The sequence below is a fragment of the Streptomyces sp. NPDC058239 genome (assembly GCF_042882185.1).
GTDB lineage: Bacteria > Actinomycetota > Actinomycetes > Streptomycetales > Streptomycetaceae > Streptomyces.
This window is the reverse complement of the sequence record NZ_JBHVWS010000037.1, coordinates 12122-36336: the sequence shown is the minus strand read 5'-3', so window position 1 is coordinate 36336 and position 24215 is coordinate 12122. Positions and strand designations below refer to the sequence as shown.

The window sequence follows — 24215 nt, the reverse complement described above, 5'->3', positions numbered from 1 at the left end:
GCGCCGGCGGACAACAATCGAGTACACCAATCCATGAATGTCTCTATTTATCCATGAACGCCCCCTACTGGCGTGTGGACCGGGTCGAGGAGCTCGACGCCCCCGAGGCGATGCGCCGCCTGGCTGCCTCCGCGAGCGCAGCCATCCGGCGCACCGTCGCGCGCGCCCGTCACCTGACCCCCGACGTCCTGGACCACCTCTCGCACGCCCCCGACCCTCAAATACAGTCCAGCCTCGCCTACTTCTGCGAGGACGCCATGGCAGGCCGCCTGGCGAAACTCGTCCCCGGCGGGCAGACTGCCACGGTGCCGGCGGCCGCGCGCTACCCGAACATGGAGAACCCGGTCCGCTTCAGCGCCGAACTGACGTCGTTCCTGGAGACCGTATGAGCAGCGCCCTTCTCGTGATGGACGTCCAGCGAGCCGTCGTGGACATTGTCGACGACGGCTCCGGATACCTGCCGCGCCTGCGCAGGGCGATCGATGGTGCTCGGGCGGCAGACATTCCTGTCATCTACGTGGTCATCGCATTACGCCCGGGCTTTCCGGAAGTCGGCCCGCACAACAGGGCACTCACCGCCGTCGCACGAGCCGGGCTCCATGTCGAGGGCGACCCCGGCACCGAAATCCACCCCGCAGTCGCGCCCCGGCCGGGCGAGGTGGTGGTCACCAAGAGACGGGCGAGCGCGTTCTCGGGCAGCGACCTCGACGTGGTGCTCAGGGCGCACGGCATCGACAGCCTCGTCCTCACCGGCATCGCCACCAGCGCCGTGGTGCTGCACACCCTGTGCCAGGCCAACGACCTGGACTTCGCCCTCACCGTCCTCGCCGACGCCTGCCTGGACACCGACGCCGAGGTTCACCGGTTCCTCACCGAGAAGCTGTTCCCGCAGTGGGCGGACGTCGTCACCGTCGACGACTGGCTCAATGCCACCACACCCCGCTAGCGGCAGACCGGGGAGAGACTGGTGTGTGTGGTGGCGCACGTCGGCGCATCGCTGCTGCTTCGGGCATGACCTTGCCATGACGCACCGTCACGGTACGCGAGAATCCTTGTAGGCAGCGATGCCGCCTTCGACGAGCCGGGCGGGGCAGCGGTGCCGGCGGCGAGGTCCACCATTTTCGCGAGGTTGCCCTGGTCGAGACGGCCCCGGATCGGGTGGTCCACAGGTCCGGTGCAGGCGTAGTCCCAGGGCCCGTCCGCGAGGCAGGTCGCTTCGTACTGCCCGACCGCGTCCATCAGTGCGCCGAGTCCGGCAGGATCGAAAGCGGCCCGAGCCTGAACACCACTGTCGACCGGGACGAGGCTCCCGTTCCCGCCTGGTTCGAGCAGACCGGTGCGGTGGGCATGGGCGTCCGTGGATGGGCCTATCTTGGCGTGTATGCAGTTCTACACAATCGGCCAGGCCGCCCGGCTCCTCGGTGTGAGCCCCGACACCGCTCGACGCTGGGCCGACGCCGGCCGGGTGGCCACCCATCGGGACGAGGGCGGGCGGCGGCTCATCGAGGGGAAGGATCTTGCCGTCTTCTCCGTGGAGCTGGCCAAGGGCGGCGGCGGTGGCGGTGGCGGTGAGGAAGACGCTTCGTACACCTCGGTCCGCAATGCCTTCCCCGGAATCGTCACCGCGGTGAAACTCGGTGATGTCGCCGCCCAGGTGGAGATCCAGGCCGGCCCGCACCGGCTGGTGTCGCTGCTGACGCGGGAGGCCGTGGAGGAGCTGGGGCTGGAGGTCGGAATGGAGGCCACCGCCCGAGTGAAGTCGACGAATGTACACATCGACCGCGTCTGACTGAGGAACGGTGGCCTCCCCGGGGGTCGGTCGGTGACCGAGTACGAATGCGCCCCCGTCCCCGCCGGCGCACCGGTCGGATCAGAGCGTGAGCAGTTCCTCGTAGAAGCCGCCGAACTCCCGCTCCCGGTCGACGAGATGGATCTCCAGGATCCAGTGGCAGCGGCGCCCGGCCTTGTCAGTGCGCCGCATCGGGGTGTCGTTGGCGGGGGCGATGTACGACTCCGTGTCCGCGCCCTCGATCCACTCGTGCGGGAACTCCCCGACCAGGTGCCCGGCATGCCAGCCGCCCAGCTCCCATCCGGCCTGCGCCGCCAGCCGCTCGACCTCGGCGTACAGCCGCGCGCCGGTGATCTCCGGGTCGGCCTCGAAGAAGCGCCGGCCCGCCGCGAAGACCTTCGGCAGGTCGTCGCGCAGCCGGTGTTTGACGGGATCGCCGCCGAGGACGAAGGTCCGCCCGAAGTCGGCCTCGTACTCCTCGAAGATCGGCCCGAAGTCGGCGAACGCGATGTCGTCCGCGCCGATCACCCGGTCCGGCGGATTCTCTCGGTACGGCATCAGCGTGTTCGGCCCGGAGCGCACGATGCGCTTGTGCCAGTGCCGGGTCGTGCCGAACAGTTCGTTCGCCAAGTCCCGGATCCGGTCGCTGACCGCCCGCTCCCCCTCGCCCGGCGCGACCAGCCCGCGCTCCTCGATCTCCGCGAAGAGTCGCACGGCCTTCGCCTGGGCATCCAACAGCCTTGTCGAGCGTGTGGGTTCGTCATCCGCCATGGGGCCGAACGTAGTCAACCGGATCGCCTCCGGCAACGTGATTCCGGCGCCGGTAGGTCCCGCATCGGGCGATCACCCGGGCCCATTCGCGCAGAGCCGCCACGGGGTCGTCGGTTCCACCCAGCTCACAGGTCGCCCTTCGCCGGTGCCTTACGGGTGTTGCCCGGTGTCACGCCCACGAGGTGTAGCCACCGTCCACTCGGATCGCGTTGATGCCACTGATGTGCCGGGCCCCGCAGCGGTCCTGGGGCAGGACGAGCTGGGCGCCGGCGCGGTCGAGCGAAGTGTCGTCGATCGTGGCCGCGAGCAGTACGGGCGCGCGGCCGAAGTCGGGGTCGATCTCCGCCCAGGACAGCAGGGCGTGGTGGCCGTCCGCGCCGGACACCGCGATCAGGAAGCGCAGGCGGTCCTTGCGGCGGGCGGGGTCGAAAACGGGACCCGCCGCCGACAGGACGTCGTGCAGGAGCGGCCCGGTGAAGCGGTGGTGCCGGATGCCACTGGTGGCGCACTCGAAGCTGACGTCGGCCTCGTGCTGCGGCCAGGCGAGCAGGTCGGGCACCGTCAGGCGGGCCGGACGGGTCAGATCGCCGGTGAGGGCGAGTTCCGCCACTGTGTCCGCCACTGCGTGGGACTGACTCACGGACTACCACCTCCCGGATGTCCGTACCCGGATACCCATCCTGTACAAACGCACATGCAATCCTGGAGGATTACCAATCCGGCTCATGCAAAGCCACAGAAGACTTTCCCCTCGCATCTGCGGAAGTATGATCAGCGCATGCACAGCTACCGGACCGGGGACGCGGCCGCCTTGCTCGGCGTCAGCGCCGACACCGTGAGGCGTCTGGTCGACGGGGGGAGACTCACCGCCGAAAGCGACGAAATCGGCCGCCGGATCATCCCCGGTCCGGCCCTCGCGGCTACGCCCGGCAGTCGCACCGTACGGAGCGGGATTCCACCGGCTCCTCGGCCCGCAACCGCCTCTCCGGCATCGTCACCGACGTGATCCTCGAAGACGTGTCGGCACAGGTGGAGATCCAGGCCGGGCCGTTCCGGGTGGTGGCGCCGGTCAGCCGCGAGTCGGCTGAGGAACTGAAGCTGGAGCCCGGTGTTCCGGCGGCTGCCGTGATCAAGTCGACCAACGTGGTCGTCGACAGACCGTAGATGTGTCCGTCAGGACCAGAGGGAGTGGACCCGTGACAACCCGTACCGCGCGCCGGACCCGCCGGACCTTGCAGGTGGCCGGAGCAGGCACCGCCGCGCTGCTGGCCCTGAGCGCCTGTTCTTCGTCCGACTCGGATTCCTCCGCGAAGTCCGACTCCTCGTCTTCCTCGTCGCCGAAGCTGTCCGGCACGGTGACCGTCTTCGCCGCCGCCTCCCTCAAGGAGAGTTTCACGACCCTGGGCAAGGAGTTCGAGAAGCAACACCCGGGTACGAAGGTGACCTTCAGCTTCGGCGGCAGCGACTCTCTCGCCGCGAGTATCACCGGCGGCGCCCCGGCCGACGTGTTCGCCGCGGCCAGCCCCAAGACGATGAAGATCGTCACCGACGCGGGCGACGCCTCCGGTACGCCCGCCACCTTCGTTCGCAACCAGTTGGAGATCGCCACCCTGCCTGGCAACCCCGACAAGGTCTCCTCCCTGAAGGACCTCACCAAGTCGAGCCTGAAGGTCGTGCTCTGCGACAAGGAGGTGCCGTGCGGCGCCGCCGCCCAGAAGGCCCTCGACGCCAGCAGTCTCAAGCTCACCCCGGTGTCGTACGAGCAGGACGTCAAGAGCGCCCTGACCAAGGTCGAGCTGAAGGAGGCCGATGCCGCAGTCGTCTACAAGACCGATGTGAAGGCGGCCGGTGACAAGGTGGAGGGCGTGGAGTTCCCCGAGTCGGCCGACGCCGTCAACGACTACCCGATCGCCCTGCTCAAGGACGCCCCCAACGCCGATGCCTCCAAGGCGTTCATCGCGCTGGTGCAGTCCGCCGAGGGCCAGAAGGTCCTGACCGAGGCCGGGTTCCTGAAGCCGTGACCTCGACCGTCAAGTCCGACGCCGCGACCGGCACCCTCCCGGGTGGGCCGCGGCGTCGGCGTGTCCGGACGGGTGGCGGCCGCGGCGTACCGCTGCCTCTGCTCGTGCCCGCGCTGATCGGTCTGGCGTTCCTGATCGTGCCCCTGATCGCCCTGCTCGTACGGGCCCCGTGGCGCAGCATGCCCGAGCAGCTGACCAGCGCCGAGGTATGGCAGGCGCTCCAGCTGTCCCTGGTCTGCGCCACCGCCGCCACCGCCGTGAGCCTGGTCATCGGCGTGCCGCTGGCCTGGCTGCTGGCCCGGGTCGAGTTCCCCGGCCGCGGCCTCGTCCGTGCTCTCGTCACGCTCCCGCTCGTCCTGCCGCCGGTCGTGGGCGGCGTGGCGCTGCTGACGGCGCTCGGTCGCAACGGCATCGTCGGGAAGTGGCTGGACTCGTGGTTCGGCATCACTTTGCCGTTCACCACGGCGGGGGTCGTGGTCGCGGAGGCATTCGTGGCCATGCCGTTCCTCGTCATCAGCGTCGAGGGCACACTGCGGGCCGCCGACCCGCGCTACGAGGAGGCGGCGGCCACCCTGGGCGCGTCCCGCTTCACTGCGTTCCGCCGGGTCACGCTCCCGCTGATCGCGCCGGGCATCGCGGCCGGCGCGGTCCTGGCGTGGGCCCGCGCGCTCGGCGAGTTCGGGGCGACCATCACTTTCGCCGGCAACTTCCCCGGCCGTACACAGACCATGCCCCTTGCCGTCTACCTCGCCCTGCAGAGCGACCCGGAGGCGGCGATCGCCCTCAGCCTGGTGCTGCTGGCCGTGTCCATCGCGGTGCTGGCCGGGCTGCGCGACCGTTGGATGACCGCCGGATGACCGAGACTCACGACGACCGCACCGGCACCGCCCTGGACGGGCTCGACGCCCGCCTCGTGGTGGACCGCGGAGCTTTCCGCCTCGACGTGGCGCTGACCGTCGCGCCCGGCGAAGTGGTGGCTCTGCTCGGCCCGAACGGCGCCGGCAAGACCACCGCCCTGCGCGCGCTCGCCGGCCTGACATCGCTCACCGGAGGTCATCTGCGGCTGGACGGCGCGACGCTGCAGCGTACACCGCCGGAGTCCCGCCCGGTCGGCGTCGTCTTCCAGGACTACCTGCTCTTCCCCCACCTGTCCGCCCTGGACAACGTGGCGTTCGGGCCGCGCTGCCAGGGGGCGACCAAGGCGGAGGCACGTGCACAGGCCGCCAACTGGCTCGACCGCCTGGGTCTCGCGGATCACACCGGCGCCAAGCCTCGCCGGCTCTCCGGCGGCCAGGCGCAGCGCGTCGCCCTCGCCCGCGCCCTCGCCACCCGCCCACGCCTGCTCCTCCTCGACGAGCCCCTCGCCGCGCTCGACGCCCGTACCCGCCTGGAGGTCCGCACCCAACTCCGGCGCCACCTGGCCGAGTTCGAAGCAGTCGCCGTACTCGTCACGCACGACCCGCTCGACGCCATGGTCCTCGCCGACCGCCTGGTCGTCGTCGAGCACGGCGAAGTCGTCCAGGAGGGCAGCCCGTCCGACATCGCCCGGCATCCCCGTACGGACTACATCGCGCAACTCGTCGGCCTCAACCTCTACCGGGGCCGCGCCGAGGGCCACACAGTCCGCCTCGACGCAGGCCCGGCCATCACCATCACGGAGGTCCTGTCCGGACCGGTCTTCGTGGCGTTCCCCCCGAGCGCCATCACCCTCTACCGCAGCCGGCCCACCGGCTCCAGCGCCCGCAACCTCTGGCGCTGCGAGGTCACCGGCCTGGAGACCCATGGCGACCAGATCCGCGCCGCCCTCACCGGCGATCTCCCCCTCGCCGCCGATCTCACCACGGTCGCCGCTGCCGAACTCGATCTGCACCCGGGTGCGGAGGTCTGGGCATCGGTGAAGGCGACACAGACCCACGCCTACCCCGTCTGAGGACACGCAGAGACGGGAGTGCGTCCACGACCTGCGAGGCATCACCCGCCTCATTCATCGCAGATGCGATGGGTCCAGCGCCGGCCCCGCCCGGCCTCGACTACGGTGGGGGCCACAACAGGACCGAAGCGCGACAAATCAGCCCTTTTCTTCACGAGGCGTTCCGCCATGACCCTGAGCATCCGCAACCAGATCGCCGGCACCGTCACCTCCATCTCGCCGGGCGAGGTGATGGCGACGGTCAGGGTCCGCCTCGACGGCGGCCAGGACCTCACTGCGGCCATCATGCTGGAATCCGTCAAGGACCTCGGCCTCGCCGAGGGCTCCGCCGTCCGCGCACTGGTGAAGTCGACGGAGGTCTCGCTGGCCACCGGCCCGGTGACGGGCCTGTCCATCCGCAACCAGTTGCCCGGCACGGTCACCGCCGTTGCCACGGGTGGCGCCATGGCCTCCGTCAAGATCGCTGTCGACGGCGGCGAGCTGACCGCCGCGATCACCAAGGACGCGGTCACCGAGCTGGGCCTGGAGGCCGGCTCTCCCGTGGTCGCACTGATGAAGTCGACCGAGGTCTCGCTCGCGGCTGTGTGAGATGGCACCGGAGTCCCAGGCGCTGATCGGCCCGACAGCTTCGCTTACGCCGCATGGAAGGGACGACCACTGGCAGAGGGAGGAGCGGGACGTGGCACCGCACCGTCCCAGCGCGCCCAGTGCGCCTCGCCGCCGGGCCTCCTGGCCTCCTGGCCTCCTGGCCGAAGGGTGCACATCCCCGACGACGCTGCGGAACCCCGACTCAGCTGGGCCCCTTGCTCCCCAGCCTGTGCCGCTGGATCAGCCGTGAAATGTCCTTCGCGGTGACGATCCCCACCAGATGGCCCCCGTCCACGGCGAGAATGCGCATGCCAGTGCCCGGGCGGAGCTTGTCGAGAGCCTCACTCAGAGAATCACTCGGGGCCGCAACCGCGCACTGCGACAGCGGGATCGCCACCTCGCCCACGCGCACTGTCTCCCGGCGCGCTGCCGGTATCCCGGCAAGCCTGCGTACCTCAACGATCCCACTGGGACGGCCCTCGAAATCGAGCAGCGGCACGGCGGAATGGCGGGAGTTCACTGCCACCTCGTCGATGAAATGCCGGATGGTCAGCCAGTCGGCGCCGGTGGTCACCGGGCTGGACATGGCATCGGCGACCCTGACGCCCCGCAGTGCTGTGTGGATCACGGCGCGCTGCCGTTCCGCGCCGGCGACGATCGTGATGAAGAGACCGACGAAGACGAGCCACAGCCCGCCCGGCACCCCGCGCAGGAAGGAGATCCAGCCGAAGGCCATCAGCAGCACGCCCATGACCTGACCGCTTCGGGAGGCCGCCCGATCCGCACGTTCCCGGTCTCCCGTACGCCACCACAACAACGCCTGCACCACCCTTCCGCCATCGAGCGGCGCAGCGGGAAGGAGGTTGAATGCGCCCAGGAACAGGTTCGCCCAGCCGAGCCACAGCAGAACCGCGGCGGGCACCGCCCAGCCGGACAGCCTGTGCAGCCCAATTCCCGCTCCGAGCGCGGCGCCTCCAATGGCCAGGCTGGTGAGCGGCCCGCTGACCGCCACCGCGAAAGCCACCGCGGCCGTCTGCGGTCGCCCCATCCGGGTCATCCCACCCAGCGCCCACAGCGTGACATCCTGTACCGCGATCTTCTTCCTGCGGGCAGTCACAGCGTGCGCCGTCTCGTGGAGCAGCAGACTGCCCATGAGCAGCACGGCCCCCACGGCACTGGCGAACGTGTACACCGCATCCGAGCGCCCCGGAGTCCATGCGGGGAGGGTCTGACGGCCAAGGCCGTACGCGAACAACACCACCAACAGGGGCACGCTCCAGTGCATCCGCAGCGGAACCCCGACCACTTGCCCAACACGGACCGAACCGTTCATCGTCGTCTCCTGCCGACGCGGCACCCAGTCCACCGGGCAGGACCTCGCGACCTGACTCCGTCAACCGACCAGTACCGCGCCCACCCACAATTGTCACTCTCGGAATCTCCCGCCCGCGACAGCTACGGCCTGCCCGCAGGCGCCGGAGCCGGGCGGGCTGGGGCTCAGGCGACCCCGAGGCGCCACGACGACGTGACCTCGCCCGCACGGGCTCTGTGCAAGGGGTTCGACAGGTCCGTCGCACGCGGGTGGCGACCCCGTGGTGCGGGTGGATACGGTCGCCATGCCGGTCACCCGGGCTCCAGCCTGCTCGAAAGCCGACGTGCGCGAGGTCCTGATGGAACTCCTCGCCCGCGAACCCCACCTGGCACCGACTGTCCCGAACTCCTGCTCGTGGATCACGGGCGGCGGCTGGTCCATGGAGAGCTTCGACGGCGGACTGCCCACCCGGCAGCTCCTCGACCGACCACGACTACGACGCCCTGACCGACGACTGGGTCGAACAGGCTCTGGCCGACCTCGCCCGACCCGTTCATGGCCGGCACACCCCTCTGCACCGGGCACGATCACGACGCAAGGTCACAAAGGACCGGCCGGCCGCAACGACGCAAACCTGCCATGCAGGGACCGCCCGCTACGTGGCCGGCCCCGTATCCCGCTACGATGCGCGCGACCATTGGACCACTCGCTCGGGGACGCCGGTGTGTCCACTGTCCTGCCCGGTCTGCCGCCTGGTAGCCAGGCCTCGATCGGGCACGATGCCGAGCACGATGTCCTCATCCTGCTCAACCGCACCGAAGAGACCGACGAGGTGACCCTCACCGCAGCACTCAGTGACCTTCTCGCGGGCCGGAATGGTGTCCGTCAAGTGACGCTCGCTCACTCCTCACCGCCTGGCCGTCCTCGACAGCACGGAGCTGAGCCTCGGGCAGCCCTGCCAGCGGACGCACCTTACGGGTCCCCCGGTGCACGGCGCCGATCCGGCAGCTCGCGAACAGCACCATCCCCTCGTATCTGTTCCCTGTCCTCTGGAGGACACAGTGAGACGAACCCTGTTCCCGGCACTGCTGTCAGGGGCGCTGCTCCTCGGAGCGCTCGGAGCCGCCACGGCGGCTGCTTCCACGAGCGCGCCGCCCATGACCCGAATACCGGCCGCGGACGACGCGGGCAGCCTGGCCGATGCGTGGACCGCGCCCCTGAGTACCCGTGGCCGGTACGTCGTCGACGCCTCCGGCAACCGCTTCAAGCTCAAGTCCGCGAACTGGCATGGCGCTCAGGGGTCCTGGAACGGGTCCGGAGACATCAACGACCCGGCGAACCATCATGACGGCGAGAAGGCCGACCAGATGCCGCTGGGTCTGGATCGCGCGCCGATCCAGACGATCCTCGCCGATTTCCACGAGCTGGGCATCAACAGCATCCGCCTGCCGTTCTCGAACGAGATGCTGCACGATCAGAGGCCGGTCTCCGACGCCTCGGTCGCCGCCAATCCGCAACTGCGGGACAAGACGCCGCTTCAGGTCTTCGATGCCGTCATCGCCGCCACGACAGCGGAAGGCTTCGCGGTGGTCCTCAACAACCACACCAACACCTCGCGCTTCTGCTGCGGCCTGGACGGCAACGAGCGCTGGAACACGAGTCAGTCCACCGCGCAGTGGGAGAACGACTGGATCACTCTCGCCCGTCGCTACAAGGACAACAAGCGCGTCGTCGGAGCCGACCTCTACAACGAGGTCCGCCGTACCGTCACCGACGACGCCAACTGGAACTGGGGCGACGACCACGACTGGTGGACCGCTTCCCAACACCTCGGTGACCGGCTCCTGACCGAGGCCAACCCCGACCTGCTGGTGATCGTCGAAGGCATCAACTGGCAGGGCATCCCCCTCGACGGGTTCTCCCACTGGCGCCCCACGCTGGAGCCGGTGCGTACCGTGTCGCACACCCTGGTGGCTTCGAACAAGCTCGTGTACTCGGCGCACTTCTACGGGTACACGGGTCCGAATCACACCGGTGCCGGCGGGCTCGGCGAGACCCACGATCCGCGCTACCAGGAGCTGTCCCGCGAAGAACTGTTCGCGACGCTGGACCGCCAGGCGTTCTTCGTCGCCGGCGAGACCGGCCGTCACTTCACCGCGCCGGTGTGGATCAGCGAGTTCGGTATCGGCAGTGACGAGACGAACCCGCAGGCCCGCGCATGGTTCGGCAACTTCGTGGACTATCTGATCGACCGGGACGCCGACTTCGCCTACTGGCCACTGGTCGGATGGACCGGACACGGCACCTGGTCGATCCTGAACTACGACGCGCAGGGTCGCCGGTCGGGGATTCTCGACGGCAGTGACTGGCGCGCAGCCCACTGGCGCCGCCTCGCCGGCGCACCGCAGATGAGCGGCCCGGTCGCGGTCCCCGATACGTGGGACATGCTCAACCTCGATCACGCAGACGCGGTCCAGTCACTGCGGACACGCGCCCTGGGAGAGTGGGATTCCGGAGCCCGTAAGGCAGCGTGCCCCGACGGCCAGCGTCTCGCCGGTCTGGCCCACAGCGGTGGTCGGGGTCTGTGCACCGACGCCGGAACTCCCCTGACCCTCCCTGCCGGTGCACAGTCCACAGTGGTGCGCGACGAACGCCATGTCCAGCAGGGCGACTGGGCCGGTGGATACACCAAGTACCAGTGCGGAGTAAACGAGTTCATCTCCGGGTACAGCGTCCGAGGCCAGGAGGTGTCGGCGGTCCTGTGCACTCCCGCGGGCCGCACACTCGGGATGAGCGGTCGGACCGTCTGGTTCGACCGTGGAGACAACCGGCCTGCCGGGGAGCCGGGCGGCGAGTTCGCCCTGGGCAACTTCAAGGGCCAGTGCCGTACCGATGAGTATGCGGCGGGTGTCGCCTTCACCTCCGCCTGGGCCAAGGGGAAGACCCCGGACGCCCTTCTGTGCCGGAAACTTGAGGGCTGACGCCCACGATGGGGAAATACCGACGGCGGTCTCTGGACGACCTGCTGGGCCGAGCACTGCGGTTCCGTGTACCGACGGCCGAGCAGGCCGCGGCTGTGTGAAGCACGAGCAGCACTTGTACGCGTGGCGGGGTCGCCCCCTCCCTGAAGGGATGGCCTCGCCATTCGGGCGTTCGGGTGCCCTCGTCGGGAGCCTGGCTGACGCGGCGACGGAGGGCAACTCCCTTGTGCCGGCGGCACTTGGCCGACTGCGCCGCATCGGCCGTTCGCCGTCGACGATCTCGCATGAGCGGCGACGCGACCGTGGCGGCCGGCTGGACTGCCGGGCGTCGACCGCTCAGTGACCTGCCGACCGGCAGTCCCGGCGCCCGAAGACCGCCGGACTCGCCACAGATGACAGACTCCAGCAGTACCTGCAGGACAGATTCGCCGGCACAGTCACCGCCCGGGGCTGCAGCGCCGTTCCGGGCCCGGAGGGCGGCTTGATCGGGCGGCGTCACGGGTCGCCGGCAGGACCGGCGCTGGGCGACCTCCTGGAGCCTGGAGCGAATCGCCCGCAGGCTCCCGGTCGACTTCCCCCCATGACCTGGACGGCTGTCCGGCCGGCACCCGCATCATCGTGCGCCGAGAACAGCCGCGCCCCCATGACCCGAAGGACTCCGGAGCACCCGGCCATCGCGCCGGGACCCACCATGCCCGAACAGAGAAAACACCCCGACCAGCAGCCAGTTGACAGTACGCGGCGCCTCAGCACACCAACCGAGACGGCGAGGTTGAGGATCAGGTCAGGAGCTGTGTGAATTCTTGGTCAAGCTCGTGGCTCGATCAGGCCCCGGCCGCCCGTCACGCGGAGAAGAGCTCTCCCGCAGATCGCGCAGGGGGTCGTGCGCGGTATGGGGTTCGGCGGACCAGATCCGGGTCGCGCGGGTGTCGGGGGTGTAGCTCGGCCAGGACGGATCGAGGTCGCGGACGAACCGCACCCAGGACTCGTGGAGGGCATCGGCGAGCGGCTGGGGAGGGTGGTCGCCGAGGGCCTCGGGAACGCCGGGAGCGTTCAGGAGGTTGAAGGCGAAGGGGAGGTCCACGCAGTGGTGCGCCAGACCCTCGAAGGCAGGCGCGGTGGCCTGCCATTCGAACTGATAGAGCCAGGTCGGGCGGCCCGTGCGGGCTCGGGCCTCGGCGATCGCGAGGGCGGGGGCCCGGAACATCTCGTCGGTGAGGGCCGCGCCCAGCTCCGGGGGCTCGATCATGTGGAACTCGTGGGCAGTGAAACCCAGCATCAACGCAATGTCCTCACCGGCCTCGCCGTCGACGAGCGCCTCGTGCACCGGCTGGGGGACGAGTTCGCCGTCCGCGAAGGGGGCGAGGAGCGGCATCGGCATCGCGTCGCCATCGAGACCGGGCTCGCACAACCGGTCCTGAAGGTCGAGGAGTTCGTCGTCGGTGAGGACGCGCAGGGCGGCGGCGGTGGCCGGGACGCCGGTACGGGAGGTGAACAGCGCCGACACCTTCTCGGCCAAGTCCCTGCCCTGGGGCCGCATGACCGCACCGGAGACCGAGATGGCGGCCCGGAAGAGTCCCCGGGCCGCCGGAACCGCGAGCAGGGTCTGGGCTGCGCCACCGCCCGCGGACTGTCCGGCGATGGTCACCTTCGCCGGATCGCCGCCGAACGCCGCGATGTTGTCCCTTACCCACTCCAGTGCGGCAATCCAGTCCCGTACCCCCCGGTTGTCCGGGGCATCCTCCAGCTGCAGGAAGCCCTCGATTCCCAGCCGGTAGCCGATGGACACCAGCACCACCCCGTCCCGGTTGAACGCCGCCCCGTCGTACCACGGGCTGGCCGCCGATCCCGCCACATAGCCGCCCCCATGGATCCATACGAGGACCGGCAGGCCCGCCTTCGGGTCGGCGGCCGGAGTGAACACATTGAGGTTCAGCACCCCCTCACCCGGGATCGAAGGCTCCGGGATCGTGGTGACCTCGGCAAACGGACGGCGCTGCGCTGTCGGCCCGTACACCGTGGCATCCAGCGGCTCCGTCCAGGAGGTCGGCGGCACCGGCACCGCGAACCGCAGTTCGCCCACCGGGGGCTGCGCGTAGGGGATGCCGAGGAAGCGAAGGGTGCCATCGGTGCGGTGTTCACCCCGCACCGGGCCGTGGCCGGTGCGGACGACGATGTCGGTCATGGGAGGGGCTCCTGTGGTGAGGGGTTCAGTTGCGGGGTACGTCGTGTTCGACGTATCGGCGGATCTTCCGCAGCGTTTCGGGGCGCGGCTCCCGACAGAAGCGCCGCCAGGAGCGGAGCGACGCTCTGCGGACCGGCGTCGGCGATGTTGAGCAGCCCATGTCGCGGACCGTGTCGTCGGCGCTGGGCAGCAGCAGGGTGACCGGCGCCGTGTCCATGGCCGCACCGGGGTCGCCCGGTTCCGGTGTCGCCGGTACGGCCGACTGGACCTCGGGTGCGTTCATGTCGGGCCTCCTCCGCCCCGTACCCCGGTGCGGGGCGGAGCAGGTGGTGCGAAGGGAAGAGGGGACGGGCCGGGGCGCGGCGTCAGCTGTCGAAGCCGAGGCCGAAGCGGTCCAGCGTCCGCAGCCAGAGGTTGCGGCGTCCCTCGTTGCGATCGGCGCGCGCCATGGACCACTTGGTGATGCCGATCCCGGCCGCGCGGATGGGCTCGGGCGGGAAGGGGAGGGGCTTGCGTCGGACGAGCTCCAGCCCGGTCCGCTCGGTGCGCTCGCCCGCCAGGAGGTCGAGCATGACCTCGGCGCCGAAGCGGGTGGCGCCCACTCCGAGGCCGGTGAATCCGGCCGCGTAGGCGACCTTGCCGTGGTGGCTCGTGTCGAAGAACACGCAGAAACGGGTGCTCATGTCGATGGCGCCACCCCAGGCGTGGGTGAAGCGGACACCCTCCAGCTGCGGGAAGGTCGTGAAGAAATGTCGGGCGAGGGTGGCGAAGGTCTCGGGCCGCCGGTCGTGTTCGGCGCGGACGCGGCCGCCGTAGTGGTAGACGGCGTCGTATCCGCCCCACAGGATGCGGTTGTCGGCGGAGAGCCGGACGTAGTGGAACTGGTTGGCACAGTCCGCGAAGCCCTGACGGCGCGCCCAGCCGACGGCGGCGAGCTGTCCTTCGGTCAGCGGCTCGGTCATCAACGCGTGGTCGTACACGGGGACGGTGTACGGACGGTGGCGCCGGAGCAGGGAGGGGTAGGCGTTGGTGGCGAGCGCGACGCGCCGGGCAGTGATCCGGCCGTAGGAGGTACGGACGGTGATCACAGCGCCGTGCTCGTCGAGCGAGGTGGCGGGGGTGTGCTCGTACACCCGGACGCCGACGTCGAGGCAGGCGCGCTTGAGTCCCCAGGCGAGCCGGGCCGGGTTGACCATGGCGACATCGTCCTTGTTCCACAGGCCGCCGAGGAAGGTCGGGGAGTCGATCTCGGCGCGGACGGTGTCGGCGTCGAGGAGGACCGGCTTGCCTCCGTACCGGGCGGCGGTCTCGGCCTCCTCCGCAAGGCCGTCGAGCTGGTACGGCTCGGTGGCGACGACGATGGAGCCGGTGCGCTCCCAGTCGCAGTCGATGCCGTGGCGGTCGACGGCGTCTTCCATGGCCTGGAGGTTCTCCCGCCCGAGCCGTTCCAGGAGGCCGATCTCCTCGGGCCAGCGCTGGAGGCCGTTGTGCAGGCCGTGGGTGAGGCTGGACTCGCAGAATCCGCCGTTGCGGCCGGAGGCGGCGCCGCCGGCCTCGTCCGCCTCGACGAGCACCACGTCCGCGGAGGGGTCGCGTTCCTTGGCGACGAGGGCGGTCCACAGGCCGGTGTAGCCGCCGCCGACCACGAGCAGGTCACAGGTGGTGCCGCCGACGAGGGCAGGGGCGGCCTGCGGGCGGCGCGGGTCGTCGAGCCAGAACGGGCTCGGCTCGGCGTCCCGGAGCGAGGTGAGGTGGTCCATGGGGATTCCTTCGGGTCGCGGAGGAGCCCGGACACACGGACCCTCCGAAGTGCCGCCCATGAGACTCCGCCGCGCGCAACAAGGTCAATGGTGTTGACATAAAGCCGCTGGGCTCAGTCGGACCGCTCCCCCACCGGATCCCAACGGTCGAGAATCTCCTCCGCGATCCGGCTCGCCCCGGGCGCGAAGCGCGCCGCCAGCTCACGGAACAGCGTCTCCGCGCGCTCGGCGGGCCACTCCCCGGGCAGGTGCTCGGCCGGCAGGTACGGGTCGCGGCGGACCAGGTCGAGCCAGTCGGTGTGCAGCAGGAGCTGGCGGCCGAGGTCGTCGCGCGCCTCGGCCGGTGCGGGTCCGTCGCCCCAGCGGGCCAGGAAGGAGCGGTAGCCCTCGGCGATCGCGTCGACGTCGAAGGCGGTACGGAGCAGGGGGCCGGCCTCGGTGGGCGCGGCGGCCTCGCCGTGGAACGCCCTGATACGGTCCCCGAGTCCGAGTTCCGCCGCGATGGGCGCGACGTCGACGCGTCCGGGCGCCACCCACAGGCCGCTCTGCAGCGGGCCGAAGCCCACCCATACGAGCCGGGAGCGCAGGTCGTGGCGTTCACGGCGCCAGGATTCGGGCAGCGAGAAGCCGACCAGGGTCCAAGTGCCGTCCCAGGCCCGGTTGACGGCGCCGGTCCGCTGGATCCGCTCCTCGCCGTCGGCGAGCACCTCGGCCGCTCGGGCGGTGAGCGAGAAGTACATCCTGCGACCGCGCCGGTGCCGTTCCAGCAGGCCGCGGCCGACCATACGCGTGAGCGTCGAGCGGACCGCGTCCTCGCCCACCCCGACACGCGCGAAGGCGTCGATCACGCTCGCCGAGGGCAGGGCGGTGCCCGTACCGAGGACGTGGATGCCGAAGAAGCTCAGCATCAGGGACTGGGGCCGGAGTGGGGCGCCGCGGCCGACCGTGGCGTCGGCTTCGCGTTCCGTCTTCGGATCGGGGTTTGTCACGGGGACAGCGTAGGCGCGGCGCCCGTCCACCCGGATCAATATTCGGCAGTTCGTTGACCGTGGATAAAAATGTGCCTAGCTTTGGCATCCGTCGGTGCGTGCTTCAGGCCGCGACTCCCGCGCCCCGCACCCGCTTCACGGGAAAGGACCCCCGTTCATGGATCTCTCCGACAAGGTCGCCGTCGTCACCGGCAGCGGCCGCGGGCTCGGGCTCGCCTATGCCCGTTCCCTGGCCGCCGCCGGCGCCGCCGTGGTGATCAACGACGTGGACTCGGACGCGGCGGACGAGGCCGTGCGGCAGATCGTCTCGACCGGCGGCCGCGCCGTCGCCGAGGTGGTGCCGGTCGGTTCCACCGAGGCCGCCGAGGCCCTCGTCGCCCGCGCGGTCGACAGCTACGGCCGGCTCGACGTCATGGTCACCAACGCCGGCGTCCTGCGGGACAGGGTGCTCTGGAAGATGACGGACCAGGACTTCGACACCGTCGTCGAGGTGCACCTGCGCGCCACCTTCACCTGCGTCCGCGCCGCCGTCGAGCGGATGCGGGCCCAGGGCGAGGGCGGCCGGATCGTGGCCGCCGGCTCCCCCGCCGGGCAGCGCGGCAACTTCGGCCAGACCAACTACGCCGCCGCCAAGGCCGGGATCGCCGCCATGGTGCGCACCTGGGCCATGGAACTGGCCAAGGCCCGCATCACCGCGAACGCCGTCATCCCGGTCGCCGCGACCGCGATGACGAAGACCGTCCCCGCCTTCGCCCCGCACGTCGAGGCGTTGGAGCAGCAGGGCACGGCTTTCCCCGACAGTCTGCGCAAGGGCGAGGGCTTCGGCACGCCCGAGGACGTCGCGGGCCTGGTTGCCTTCCTCGCCTCGGACGCCTCCGCCGGGATCACCGGCCAGTGCATCGGCATCGGCGGTGACAAGCTCGCCCTGTGGTCGCACCCGCAGGAGGTGTCGGTGGCATACGCCGACGGGGGCTGGAGCGCCGACGCCATCGCCGCCGCCTGGCCGGTGACGGTCGGGCGCACCCCCGAGACCTTCGGCATCCCGGCCCCGCAGCTGTGACGGGCCGCACCGGGCCGAACCCGGACGAACTCGTCGCCATCGACGTCCACACCCACGCGGAGGTGTCCGAGAAGGGCGGCGCCTCGCTCTCCGCCGAGCTGGACCGCGCCGCCGGAGCGTACTTCAAGGCGGAGCACCGCCACCCCACCCTGCCGGAGATCGCCGCGTACTACCGGGAGCGCCGGATGGCGTGCGTGGTCTTCACCGTGGATGCGGAGTCGGCCACCGGAACTCCGCCGGTACCGAACGAGGAGATCGCCGAGGCCGCCCTCCGGAACCCCGACGTGATCATCCCGTTCGCCGGGGTCGATCCGCACAAGGGAAAGGTGGCGGTCCGTCAGATTCGGCGCCTTGTCGACGAGTTCGGGGTCCGCGGCTTCAAGTTCCACCCGAACATCCAGGCCTTTCACCCCAACGACCGGATGGCGTACCCGCTGTACGAGGCCATCGAGGACGCGGGCGCCGTTGCGGTCTTCCACACCGGCCAGACCGGCATCGGCGCCGGTGCCCTCGGCGGCGGGGGCATCCGGCTGAAGTACTCCAACCCCATGGACGTGGACGATGTGGCCGCGGACTTCCCCGGGATGCGGATCATCCTCGCCCATCCGTCTTTCCCCTGGCAGGACGAGGCGCTCGCGGTGGCCACCCACAAGCCGCAGGTGTACATCGACCTGTCCGGCTGGTCCCCCAAGTACTTCCCGCCCCGCCTGATCCAGTACGCCAACAGCCTGCTGAAGGACAAGGTGCTGTTCGGCTCCGACTATCCGCTGCTCTCGCCCGACCGCTGGCTGGCCGACTTCGCCGACCTCCCGATCAAGGACGAGGTGCGTCCGAAGATCCTCAAGGAGAACGCGGCCGCGCTGCTCGGTCTCACCGAACGCTGAGGGGTTTCCATGCGCAACCAGGGCATCGGCTCCTGGCCCGCCCGCCGGAACCGGAAGACGCCCGGGCGCACCGCCCTCCTGCACGAGGGCCGCGCGATCGACTACGCCGGACTCCACGACCGCTGCACCCGCCTCGCCCACGTCCTGCGGGACGCCGGGGTCGGCCGCGGCGACCGGGTCGCCTACCTCGGCCCCAACCACCCCGCGTTTCTGGAGACGCTCTTCGCGACCGGGCTGCTGGGGGCGGTCTTCGTCCCGCTCAACACCCGGCTCGCGGTCCCGGAGCTGCTGCACCAGCTCACCGACTCGGGCAGCAGGGTCCTGGTGCACGCCGTCCAGCCTGACGGACGGGTGGCCGACCTGGCGACGGGGGCCGGCGTCACCACCCTCCTCGCCGTGCAGGCGGGGCCCGGGCCGGCGTACGAGGAGTTGCTCGCCGCCGCGGACACGGATCCGGTCGACGAGGAGGTGAGGCACGAGGACGTCTGCCTCATCATGTACACCTCGGGCACCACCGGCCGTTCCAAGGGGGCCGTCCTCACCCACGGCAACATCATCTGGAACAGCCTCAACGTGCTGGTGGACACCGATCTCGCCGTCGACGAGGTGGCGCTGGTCGCCGCGCCGCTGTTCCACACGGCCGCCCTGAACATGAGCTGTCTGCCCACGCTCCTCAAGGGCGGCACGGTGCTCCTTGAGTCCTCCTTCGACGCGGACCGCAGCCTGCGGCTCGTTGAACGGCACCGGGTGACCTGCATGTTCGGTGTGCCGACGATGTACGACGCGATGGCCGCCGCGCCGGGATGGGCCGGCGCCGACCTGTCGAGCCTGCGCATCCTGCTGTGCGGTGGTGCCCCGGTGCCGAGCCGCACGGCGCGCGCGTATCTGGACCGGGGGCTGGCCTTCGTCCAGGGGTACGGCATGACGGAGACCGCGCCCGGGGCCCTGGTCCTCGACCGGGCCGACTCGCTGAGCCGGGCCGGTTCGGCGGGCGTGCCGCACTTCTTCACCGATGTGCGGGTGCTCCGGCCCTCGGGCGAGGAGGCCTCGCCCGGTGAGAAGGGCGAGGTGGTCGTCGCGGGGCCGAACGTCACCCCTGGCTACTGGAACCTGCCGGAGGCGACCGCGGCGGCCTTCCTCGACGGGGGCCGGTTCCGCTCCGGCGACGTGGCCACGGTCGACGCCGACGGCTATGTGCGGCTCGTGGACCGTCTGAAGGACGTGATCATCTCGGGCGGGGAGAACATCTACCCGGCCGAGGTCGAGGACGCCCTGCTCGGGCATCCGGACGTCGCCGAGGCCGCCGTCATCGGTGTCCCCGACCCCAAGTGGGGCGAGGTGGGACGGGCTGTCGTCGTGCCGCACCCCGGAGCCGCCCTCACCGCCGAGGAGCTGATCGCCCATCTGGAGGGCCGGCTCGCCCGCTACAAGATCCCGCGGAGCGTCGTCCTCGTCCCCGAACTCCCCCGCAACGCCGCCGGAAAGCTGCTCAAGCAACCGATCCGGGCCCGCTACGGCACCGGCGCCTGATCGCCCCTCATCACCTCACCGTCAGCACATCACCCTGAATCACCGCACAGGAGTACTGCCATGCCTCTCACCGTTCACGGAATCGACGAGATCAGGAACCGGGCCGGAGCCGACCTCGGCCACAGCTCCTGGGTCGATATCGCGCAGTCGCGGGTCGACACCTTCGCCGACGCCACCGACGACCACCAGTGGATCCACGTCGACCCGGAACGCGCGGCCGCGGGTCCGTTCGGCGGCACCATCGCCCACGGCTATCTGACGCTCTCTCTGCTCATCCCGATGTGGAGCGAGCTGCTCCAGGTCGAGGGCGTGTCGATGGCCGTCAACTACGGTCTCAACAAGGTGCGTTTCCCCTCCCCCGTACGCGTCGGCTCGAAGATCCGCACGCACGGCCGCGTGGTGTCCGTCGAGGACGTCAGGAGCGGCGTGGAGGTCGTCGTGGACCTCACCGTGGAGATCGACGGCGCCGACAAGCCGGCGTGCGTCGCCCAGGCGGTGTACCGCTTCTACGCCTGAACTACCCGGCGCGGCCACGGGTGGGTGGAGCAGAAGCTTGAGGATGGGCTGCGCTCGCTCGCGGCGCCGGTCACAGACGGCGGCGGCCAGGTGGTCACAGCGGTCGACGTGGCCCCGCACGCGGGCCGGGCCGCCCCGGAGGAGAGTCCGGCCGCCCTGCTGCCACACCTCCGGGAGGCCGCCGCCCGGAGCAGCGCCGACCTCGCCGCCGTGGGCCACTTCTCCCCCGTGGCGGCCGGCTGAGCGTCCCGGACACCCCCGGCCGCCGATCAGTCCCCGTCCGCCGCCGGGCGGAGCGCCGTCACCGCGCCGAGCATCAGCTCCAGGGCGAAGGGGTAGCCGCTGTCGCACATGTCGGCGGCGAGGAGCGGGAAGGTCGCGGCGATGTTCGGGTGGGTGTCGGCCGACAGCCTGCCGTACACCGCGTGCCAGACCTCCGCGTCCGCGTCCTGGGCCGCCCTCGGAAGGGCGAGCGCGGCGGCGTCCTGGGCGGCGAAGGCGAGGGCCTGGTCGACGAAGGCGTGGTAGATCCGCACCGCGAGGGCGTCCGGGAAGCCTCCGGAGCGCAGGATGCCGAGGATCGTCTCAACGGCCCGGGTCTCGTGGGGACGCCCTGTCGTGCGGTGCGCCGCGAGGAGGGCGGCCTGCGGGTTGGACCGGTAGGAGGCGTGGATGCGCAGCCCGATCGCGCGGAGGTCGGCCCGCCAGTCGCCGGTGACCGCCCAGCCCTCCTGGGCACGGCCGATGAGCTCGTCGGCGAGGGCGAGGAGCAGCGCGTCGGTGTTGCGGAAGTAGCGGTAGAGGGCGCTGGGATCCGCGCCGAGTGCGGCGCCCAGTCTCCGTACCGAGAGCGCTTCGGCGCCGTGCTGCGCGACCAGACGCAACGCGGTCTCGACGATCAGCTGTTGCGAGAGGACGGCACCGTGCTTGGTCGGCCTGCGGCGCTGTCGCCTGCCTTCGGGAACCACGCGTTCAGCCATGCGCGGACCTTACGTCAACACCATTGACATGTGAACAGCCGTCCCGCTTCCATGACACCCACCGACCTTCACCTCACACTCCGGAGCACCCCATGACCACGGCCGACCTGGTCTTCACCCGCGGCCCCGTTCTCACCATGGATCCGGCCCGCACCCGGGCCACCTCGCTCGCCGTCGTCGGCGAGCGGATCGCGGCCGTCGGCCACGACGAGGTGCGCGCACTCGTCGGCCCCCGCACCGAGGTCGTCGACCTCACCGGGAAACTGCTGCTCCCCGGGTTCCAGGACGCCCACATCCACGCCGTCTACGGCGGGACGGAGCTGGCAGAGTGCGATCTGACCGGCACCGTGGGCGTCGCGGAGTACCTGGCCCGTATCCGGTCGTACGCGGACACCCACCCGGACCACGTGTGGATCAGCGGCGGCGGCTGGTCGCTGGAGAGCTTCGACGGCGGGCTGCCCACCCGGCAGTTGCTCGACTCCGTCGTCCCGGACCGCCCGGTCCTGCTGTCGAACAGGGACCACCACGGCGCCTGGGCCAACACGCGTGCGCTCGAACTCGCCGGGATCACCGCGGCCACCCCCGATCCCGCCGACGGACGGATCGAACGGGAGCCGGACGGCACCCCCAGCGGCATGCTCCAGGAGGGCGCCACGGCACTGGTCTCCCGGCTGGTGCCGGCGAGCACCCCCGCGGACCGGCTGGCCGGCCTCCTCCGGGCCCAGGAGCTGCTGCACTCGCTCGGCATCACCGGCTGGCAGGACGCACTGCTCGGTGTGTTCGGCGGCAAGCCCGATCCGTCGGACGCCTACGTGACCGCCGCCCGTGACGGCTCGCTCACCGCCCGGGTGACCGGCGCGCTCTGGTGGGACCGGGAGCGGGGGGCCGAGCAGATCGACGAACTGGTCGCGCTGCGCGAGAAGTTGAGCCACGGGAAGTTCCGGACGGGCTCGGTGAAGATCATGCAGGACGGCATCGCGGAGAACTTCACCGCCGCCATGACCGCCCCCTATCTCGACGGCTGCGGCTGCGCCACCACCAACAGCGGACTGAGCTTCGTCGACCCCGAGGCGCTGCGCGGATACGTCACCCGCCTCGACGCCCTCGACTTCCAGGTCCACTTCCACGCCCTCGGCGACCGCGCCGTCCGTGAGGCCCTCGACGCCGTCGAGGCCGCCGTGGCCGCCAACGGCCACCGCGGCAACCGCCACCACCTCGCCCACCTCCAGGTCGTCCACCCCGACGATCTCCCCCGCTTCGCCCGTCTCGGCGCCATCGCGAACATCCAGCCCCTCTGGGCCGCCCACGAACCCCAGATGGACGAGCTGACGGTTCCCTTCCTCGGCCCCGAACGCGCGGCCTGGCAGTACCCGTTCGGCGATCTGCTGCGGGCCGGGGCCACCCTGGCCGCCGGCAGCGACTGGCCCGTCAGCAGCCCGAACCCCCTCGAAGGCATCCACGTCGCCGTCAACCGAAGGGACCCCGAGGCCACCGACGACCGGGTCTTCCTGCCTGAACAGCGCCTCGACCTCACCACCGCCCTGGCCGCCTACACGGCCGGCTCCGCCCATGTGAACGGCCTCGACGACACGGGCAGCCTGCGCCCCGGCCACCTTGCCGACCTGGTGGTACTGGACCGGGACATCCTCACCACACCCCCGGAGGAGATCGCCGGGGCCGGGGTGGAGCGGACCTATGTCGGCGGCAGGCTCGTGCACTCCGTCTGAACCGGCCGCCGCGGGGTTCAGGCAGGGCCCGTCCGCGAGGTGGACGCCCGCACTTCGAGTCGGGTCGGCACGAGCACCCCGGCCGACTCCCGCAGGCCGCGCTCCAGGACGGCCACCAGGAGTTCGATGCCGGCCTCCGCGACCTCCCGGGGCCGCAGGCTCAACGTCGTCACGGTCGGCTCGGTGTGCTCGGCCGTCACGTCCTCGCTCACACAGACGAGGAGCAGATCGCCAGGCACCTCGTAGCCATGGCGGCGCGCTGCCTCCAGGACGAGGGGCGGGCTCGCCTCGGCCACGACGAACAGCGCGTCGGGCCGCTCGCGGCCTCCCTCCGCGTCACCCGCCGGGGCCTCCGCCAGAGCGGTCTCGACGGCACGTACGACCGGTCCGTTGCCGGCGGCCTCGGCGCGTACGATCCGCTCCGGCAGACCGTGCTCGGTACACCAGTCGCGATAGGCGGCGAGCACCCCCGTATGGAACCGGGTGGTGCTGTCGGGCAGGACGAGCACGGGCCGCCGGGCGCCCTGCTTCCCGAGGTGGTCCAGGGTCTCGCGCACCGCCGCGCCGGCGTCGACGTCCACCCAGTGCGCCCCTGGCCGCCCTTCGACGGAGCGGTCGCTGAACACCGGGATCCTGGCGGCGAGCACATCGTCGACGATCCGGTCGTCGGCGACGGGGTCGGCCACGACCACCGCGTCGAGCGGCAGGTCGGCCCACTCGCTCTGCAGGGAGCCCGCGGGCAGCAGCACCATGGCGTAGCCGCGCTCGAGCGCGGTCGCCGCGGTGGCACCGGTAAGCCTGGCGAAGTAGGGAGACTCCAGGAAGGTCCAGGGGGCGTCGGCGAACTCCCCCACCACGTATCCGATCAACCGGGCCCGCCCCGCGCGCAGTTGGCGCGCGGTGGCGTTGGGCCGGTAGCCCATTCTGCGCGCGGTCTCGCGGGCCGTCTCCCGTACGGCGGGAGAGAGCCGTCCAGTGCCGTTGAGCGCCGCCGAGACGGTCGTCTTGGACAGGCCCGCCTCGCGGGCCACGTCGACGAGCCGGACGCGCGGGGTGGGCGGCGAGGGCTGCCCGCCGTGCCGTGAAGCTTCAGTCATGGGGTCGATGCTGCCACCCTCGCGACCTCAGCAAAACCGTTCCCGCAGAGCCTTGTGCGGGAACGTTCCCGCATCAATACTCGCTCCAACCCCCG

General features: G+C 70.8%; 23 protein-coding genes and 2 pseudogenes. 15 read left to right on the top strand and 10 right to left on the bottom strand.

Annotation, left to right across the window (positions count from 1 at the left end):
- Positions 1-53: 53 nt before the first annotated feature.
- From ACFVYE_RS31295 to ACFVYE_RS31285, 3 genes are all read left to right on the top strand, one after another.
- Positions 54-389 carry a hypothetical protein gene (locus ACFVYE_RS31295; RefSeq protein ID WP_383962422.1) on the top strand — a complete coding sequence of 112 codons (336 nt, stop codon included), beginning with the start codon at positions 54-56 and terminating at the stop codon, positions 387-389.
- Positions 386-946 carry a cysteine hydrolase family protein gene (locus ACFVYE_RS31290; protein ID WP_389607797.1) on the top strand — a complete coding sequence of 187 codons (561 nt, stop codon included), beginning with the start codon at positions 386-388 and terminating at the stop codon, positions 944-946. The genes ACFVYE_RS31295 and ACFVYE_RS31290 overlap by 4 nt, the downstream gene beginning before the upstream one ends.
- A gap of 435 nt (positions 947-1381) precedes the next feature.
- Positions 1382-1789 carry a molybdopterin-binding protein gene (locus ACFVYE_RS31285; RefSeq protein ID WP_383962415.1) on the top strand — a complete coding sequence of 136 codons (408 nt, stop codon included), beginning with the start codon at positions 1382-1384 and terminating at the stop codon, positions 1787-1789.
- A gap of 81 nt (positions 1790-1870) precedes the next feature.
- On the opposite strand, the gene ACFVYE_RS31280 is transcribed toward ACFVYE_RS31285, so the two are convergent.
- Positions 1871-2560 (bottom strand): M24 family metallopeptidase, encoded by a 690-nt coding sequence (locus ACFVYE_RS31280; protein WP_383962412.1) that lies wholly within the window; start codon positions 2558-2560, stop codon positions 1871-1873.
- A gap of 169 nt (positions 2561-2729) precedes the next feature.
- Positions 2730-3200: a molybdopterin-dependent oxidoreductase gene (locus tag ACFVYE_RS31275; RefSeq protein WP_383962410.1), complete on the bottom strand. Its 471-nt coding sequence runs from the start codon at positions 3198-3200 to the stop codon at positions 2730-2732.
- Positions 3201-3338: 138 nt separating this feature from the next.
- Between ACFVYE_RS31275 and ACFVYE_RS31270 the strand changes: the two are divergent.
- The 5 genes and pseudogenes from ACFVYE_RS31270 (at position 3339) to ACFVYE_RS31250 (ending at position 7099) form a co-directional block, all read left to right on the top strand.
- Positions 3339-3724, top strand: a pseudogene (locus tag ACFVYE_RS31270) (molybdopterin-binding protein).
- 32 nt (positions 3725-3756) lie between these two features.
- Positions 3757-4581 carry a molybdate ABC transporter substrate-binding protein gene (modA, locus tag ACFVYE_RS31265; RefSeq protein ID WP_383962406.1) on the top strand — a complete coding sequence of 275 codons (825 nt, stop codon included), beginning with the start codon at positions 3757-3759 and terminating at the stop codon, positions 4579-4581.
- Complete coding sequence (modB, locus tag ACFVYE_RS31260) at positions 4578-5438, top strand: molybdate ABC transporter permease subunit (protein ID WP_383962403.1); 861 nt, start codon at positions 4578-4580, stop codon at positions 5436-5438. The genes modA and modB overlap by 4 nt, the downstream gene beginning before the upstream one ends.
- Positions 5435-6511 carry an ABC transporter ATP-binding protein gene (locus ACFVYE_RS31255; RefSeq protein WP_389607796.1) on the top strand — a complete coding sequence of 359 codons (1077 nt, stop codon included), beginning with the start codon at positions 5435-5437 and terminating at the stop codon, positions 6509-6511. Before modB ends, ACFVYE_RS31255 begins: the two co-directional genes overlap by 4 nt.
- 168 nt (positions 6512-6679) lie before the next feature.
- Complete coding sequence (locus tag ACFVYE_RS31250) at positions 6680-7099, top strand: molybdopterin-binding protein (RefSeq protein ID WP_383962397.1); 420 nt, start codon at positions 6680-6682, stop codon at positions 7097-7099.
- Between the two features lie 202 nt (positions 7100-7301).
- Here the strand turns inward: ACFVYE_RS31250 and ACFVYE_RS31245 are convergent, their stop codons facing one another.
- Entirely contained in the window at positions 7302-8432 is a 1131-nt protein-coding gene (locus tag ACFVYE_RS31245) for a site-2 protease family protein (RefSeq protein WP_383962394.1), read from the bottom strand.
- Between the two features lie 658 nt (positions 8433-9090).
- On the bottom strand, positions 9091-9300 hold the full coding sequence (locus ACFVYE_RS31240) for a hypothetical protein (protein WP_389607795.1): 210 nt from the start codon (positions 9298-9300) through the stop codon (positions 9091-9093).
- A gap of 268 nt (positions 9301-9568) precedes the next feature.
- Here ACFVYE_RS31240 and ACFVYE_RS31235 point away from each other — a divergent pair, with 268 nt between their 5' ends.
- Positions 9569-11392, top strand: coding sequence for a glycoside hydrolase family 5 protein (locus tag ACFVYE_RS31235; protein WP_383962481.1), 1824 nt, complete (start codon positions 9569-9571; stop codon positions 11390-11392).
- 784 nt (positions 11393-12176) lie between these two features.
- On the opposite strand, the gene ACFVYE_RS31230 is transcribed toward ACFVYE_RS31235, so the two are convergent.
- The 4 genes from ACFVYE_RS31230 to ACFVYE_RS31215 all read right to left on the bottom strand — a co-directional run bounded on the left by ACFVYE_RS31230 (position 12177) and on the right by ACFVYE_RS31215 (position 16326).
- On the bottom strand, positions 12177-13577 hold the full coding sequence (locus ACFVYE_RS31230; RefSeq protein ID WP_389607794.1) for a carboxylesterase/lipase family protein: 1401 nt from the start codon (positions 13575-13577) through the stop codon (positions 12177-12179).
- A 25-nt stretch (positions 13578-13602) separates the two neighbouring features.
- On the bottom strand, positions 13603-13860 hold the full coding sequence (locus ACFVYE_RS31225) for a hypothetical protein (RefSeq protein ID WP_389607793.1): 258 nt from the start codon (positions 13858-13860) through the stop codon (positions 13603-13605).
- A gap of 82 nt (positions 13861-13942) precedes the next feature.
- Positions 13943-15337 (bottom strand): NAD(P)/FAD-dependent oxidoreductase, encoded by a 1395-nt coding sequence (locus ACFVYE_RS31220; RefSeq protein ID WP_383962380.1) that lies wholly within the window; start codon positions 15335-15337, stop codon positions 13943-13945.
- A 113-nt stretch (positions 15338-15450) separates the two neighbouring features.
- Positions 15451-16326, bottom strand: a complete 876-nt coding sequence (locus ACFVYE_RS31215; RefSeq protein ID WP_383962377.1) for a PaaX family transcriptional regulator C-terminal domain-containing protein — start codon at positions 16324-16326, stop codon at positions 15451-15453.
- A gap of 157 nt (positions 16327-16483) precedes the next feature.
- Here ACFVYE_RS31215 and ACFVYE_RS31210 point away from each other — a divergent pair, with 157 nt between their 5' ends.
- From ACFVYE_RS31210 to ACFVYE_RS31190, 5 genes and pseudogenes are all read left to right on the top strand, one after another.
- Positions 16484-17386: an SDR family NAD(P)-dependent oxidoreductase gene (locus ACFVYE_RS31210; protein ID WP_389607792.1), complete on the top strand. Its 903-nt coding sequence runs from the start codon at positions 16484-16486 to the stop codon at positions 17384-17386.
- Positions 17383-18270: an amidohydrolase family protein gene (locus ACFVYE_RS31205; RefSeq protein WP_389607791.1), complete on the top strand. Its 888-nt coding sequence runs from the start codon at positions 17383-17385 to the stop codon at positions 18268-18270. Before ACFVYE_RS31210 ends, ACFVYE_RS31205 begins: the two co-directional genes overlap by 4 nt.
- Positions 18271-18279: 9 nt before the next feature.
- Positions 18280-19800: a long-chain fatty acid--CoA ligase gene (locus tag ACFVYE_RS31200; protein ID WP_389607790.1), complete on the top strand. Its 1521-nt coding sequence runs from the start codon at positions 18280-18282 to the stop codon at positions 19798-19800.
- A gap of 60 nt (positions 19801-19860) precedes the next feature.
- On the top strand, positions 19861-20316 hold the full coding sequence (locus ACFVYE_RS31195) for a MaoC family dehydratase (RefSeq protein WP_389607789.1): 456 nt from the start codon (positions 19861-19863) through the stop codon (positions 20314-20316).
- Between the two features lie 21 nt (positions 20317-20337).
- Positions 20338-20559: pseudogene (locus ACFVYE_RS31190) on the top strand (IclR family transcriptional regulator C-terminal domain-containing protein); the annotation flags it as partial.
- Between the two features lie 26 nt (positions 20560-20585).
- Here the strand turns inward: ACFVYE_RS31190 and ACFVYE_RS31185 are convergent.
- Entirely contained in the window at positions 20586-21296 is a 711-nt protein-coding gene (locus tag ACFVYE_RS31185; RefSeq protein ID WP_383962363.1) for a TetR/AcrR family transcriptional regulator, read from the bottom strand.
- Positions 21297-21388: 92 nt separating this feature from the next.
- Here ACFVYE_RS31185 and ACFVYE_RS31180 point away from each other — a divergent pair, with 92 nt between their 5' ends.
- Positions 21389-23023, top strand: a complete 1635-nt coding sequence (locus ACFVYE_RS31180; RefSeq protein WP_383962360.1) for an amidohydrolase — start codon at positions 21389-21391, stop codon at positions 23021-23023.
- A 17-nt stretch (positions 23024-23040) separates the two neighbouring features.
- On the opposite strand, the gene ACFVYE_RS31175 is transcribed toward ACFVYE_RS31180, so the two are convergent.
- Positions 23041-24120, bottom strand: a complete 1080-nt coding sequence (locus ACFVYE_RS31175; protein WP_389607788.1) for a LacI family DNA-binding transcriptional regulator — start codon at positions 24118-24120, stop codon at positions 23041-23043.
- Between the last annotated feature and the right edge of the window lie 95 nt (positions 24121-24215).

Excerpts from the sequence above, each read along its gene's own strand:
- ACFVYE_RS31295 (WP_383962422.1), top strand. The coding sequence starts at position 54 with ATGAACGCCCCCTACTGGCGTGTGGACCGGGTCGAGGAGCTCGACGCC.
- ACFVYE_RS31290 (WP_389607797.1), top strand. The coding sequence starts at position 386 with ATGAGCAGCGCCCTTCTCGTGATGGACGTCCAGCGAGCCGTCGTGGAC.
- ACFVYE_RS31285 (WP_383962415.1), top strand. The coding sequence starts at position 1,382 with ATGCAGTTCTACACAATCGGCCAGGCCGCCCGGCTCCTCGGTGTGAGC.
- ACFVYE_RS31280 (WP_383962412.1), bottom strand. The coding sequence starts at position 2,560 with ATGGCGGATGACGAACCCACACGCTCGACAAGGCTGTTGGATGCCCAG.
- ACFVYE_RS31255 (WP_389607796.1), top strand. The coding sequence starts at position 5,435 with ATGACCGAGACTCACGACGACCGCACCGGCACCGCCCTGGACGGGCTC.
- ACFVYE_RS31250 (WP_383962397.1), top strand. The coding sequence starts at position 6,680 with ATGACCCTGAGCATCCGCAACCAGATCGCCGGCACCGTCACCTCCATC.
- ACFVYE_RS31245 (WP_383962394.1), bottom strand. The coding sequence starts at position 8,432 with ATGAACGGTTCGGTCCGTGTTGGGCAAGTGGTCGGGGTTCCGCTGCGG.
- ACFVYE_RS31235 (WP_383962481.1), top strand. The coding sequence starts at position 9,569 with ATGACCCGAATACCGGCCGCGGACGACGCGGGCAGCCTGGCCGATGCG.
- ACFVYE_RS31230 (WP_389607794.1), bottom strand. The coding sequence starts at position 13,577 with ATGACCGACATCGTCGTCCGCACCGGCCACGGCCCGGTGCGGGGTGAA.
- ACFVYE_RS31225 (WP_389607793.1), bottom strand. The coding sequence starts at position 13,860 with ATGAACGCACCCGAGGTCCAGTCGGCCGTACCGGCGACACCGGAACCG.
- ACFVYE_RS31220 (WP_383962380.1), bottom strand. The coding sequence starts at position 15,337 with ATGGACCACCTCACCTCGCTCCGGGACGCCGAGCCGAGCCCGTTCTGG.
- ACFVYE_RS31210 (WP_389607792.1), top strand. The coding sequence starts at position 16,484 with ATGGATCTCTCCGACAAGGTCGCCGTCGTCACCGGCAGCGGCCGCGGG.
- ACFVYE_RS31200 (WP_389607790.1), top strand. The coding sequence starts at position 18,280 with ATGCGCAACCAGGGCATCGGCTCCTGGCCCGCCCGCCGGAACCGGAAG.
- ACFVYE_RS31195 (WP_389607789.1), top strand. The coding sequence starts at position 19,861 with ATGCCTCTCACCGTTCACGGAATCGACGAGATCAGGAACCGGGCCGGA.
- ACFVYE_RS31185 (WP_383962363.1), bottom strand. The coding sequence starts at position 21,296 with ATGGCTGAACGCGTGGTTCCCGAAGGCAGGCGACAGCGCCGCAGGCCG.
- ACFVYE_RS31180 (WP_383962360.1), top strand. The coding sequence starts at position 21,389 with ATGACCACGGCCGACCTGGTCTTCACCCGCGGCCCCGTTCTCACCATG.
- ACFVYE_RS31175 (WP_389607788.1), bottom strand. The coding sequence starts at position 24,120 with ATGACTGAAGCTTCACGGCACGGCGGGCAGCCCTCGCCGCCCACCCCG.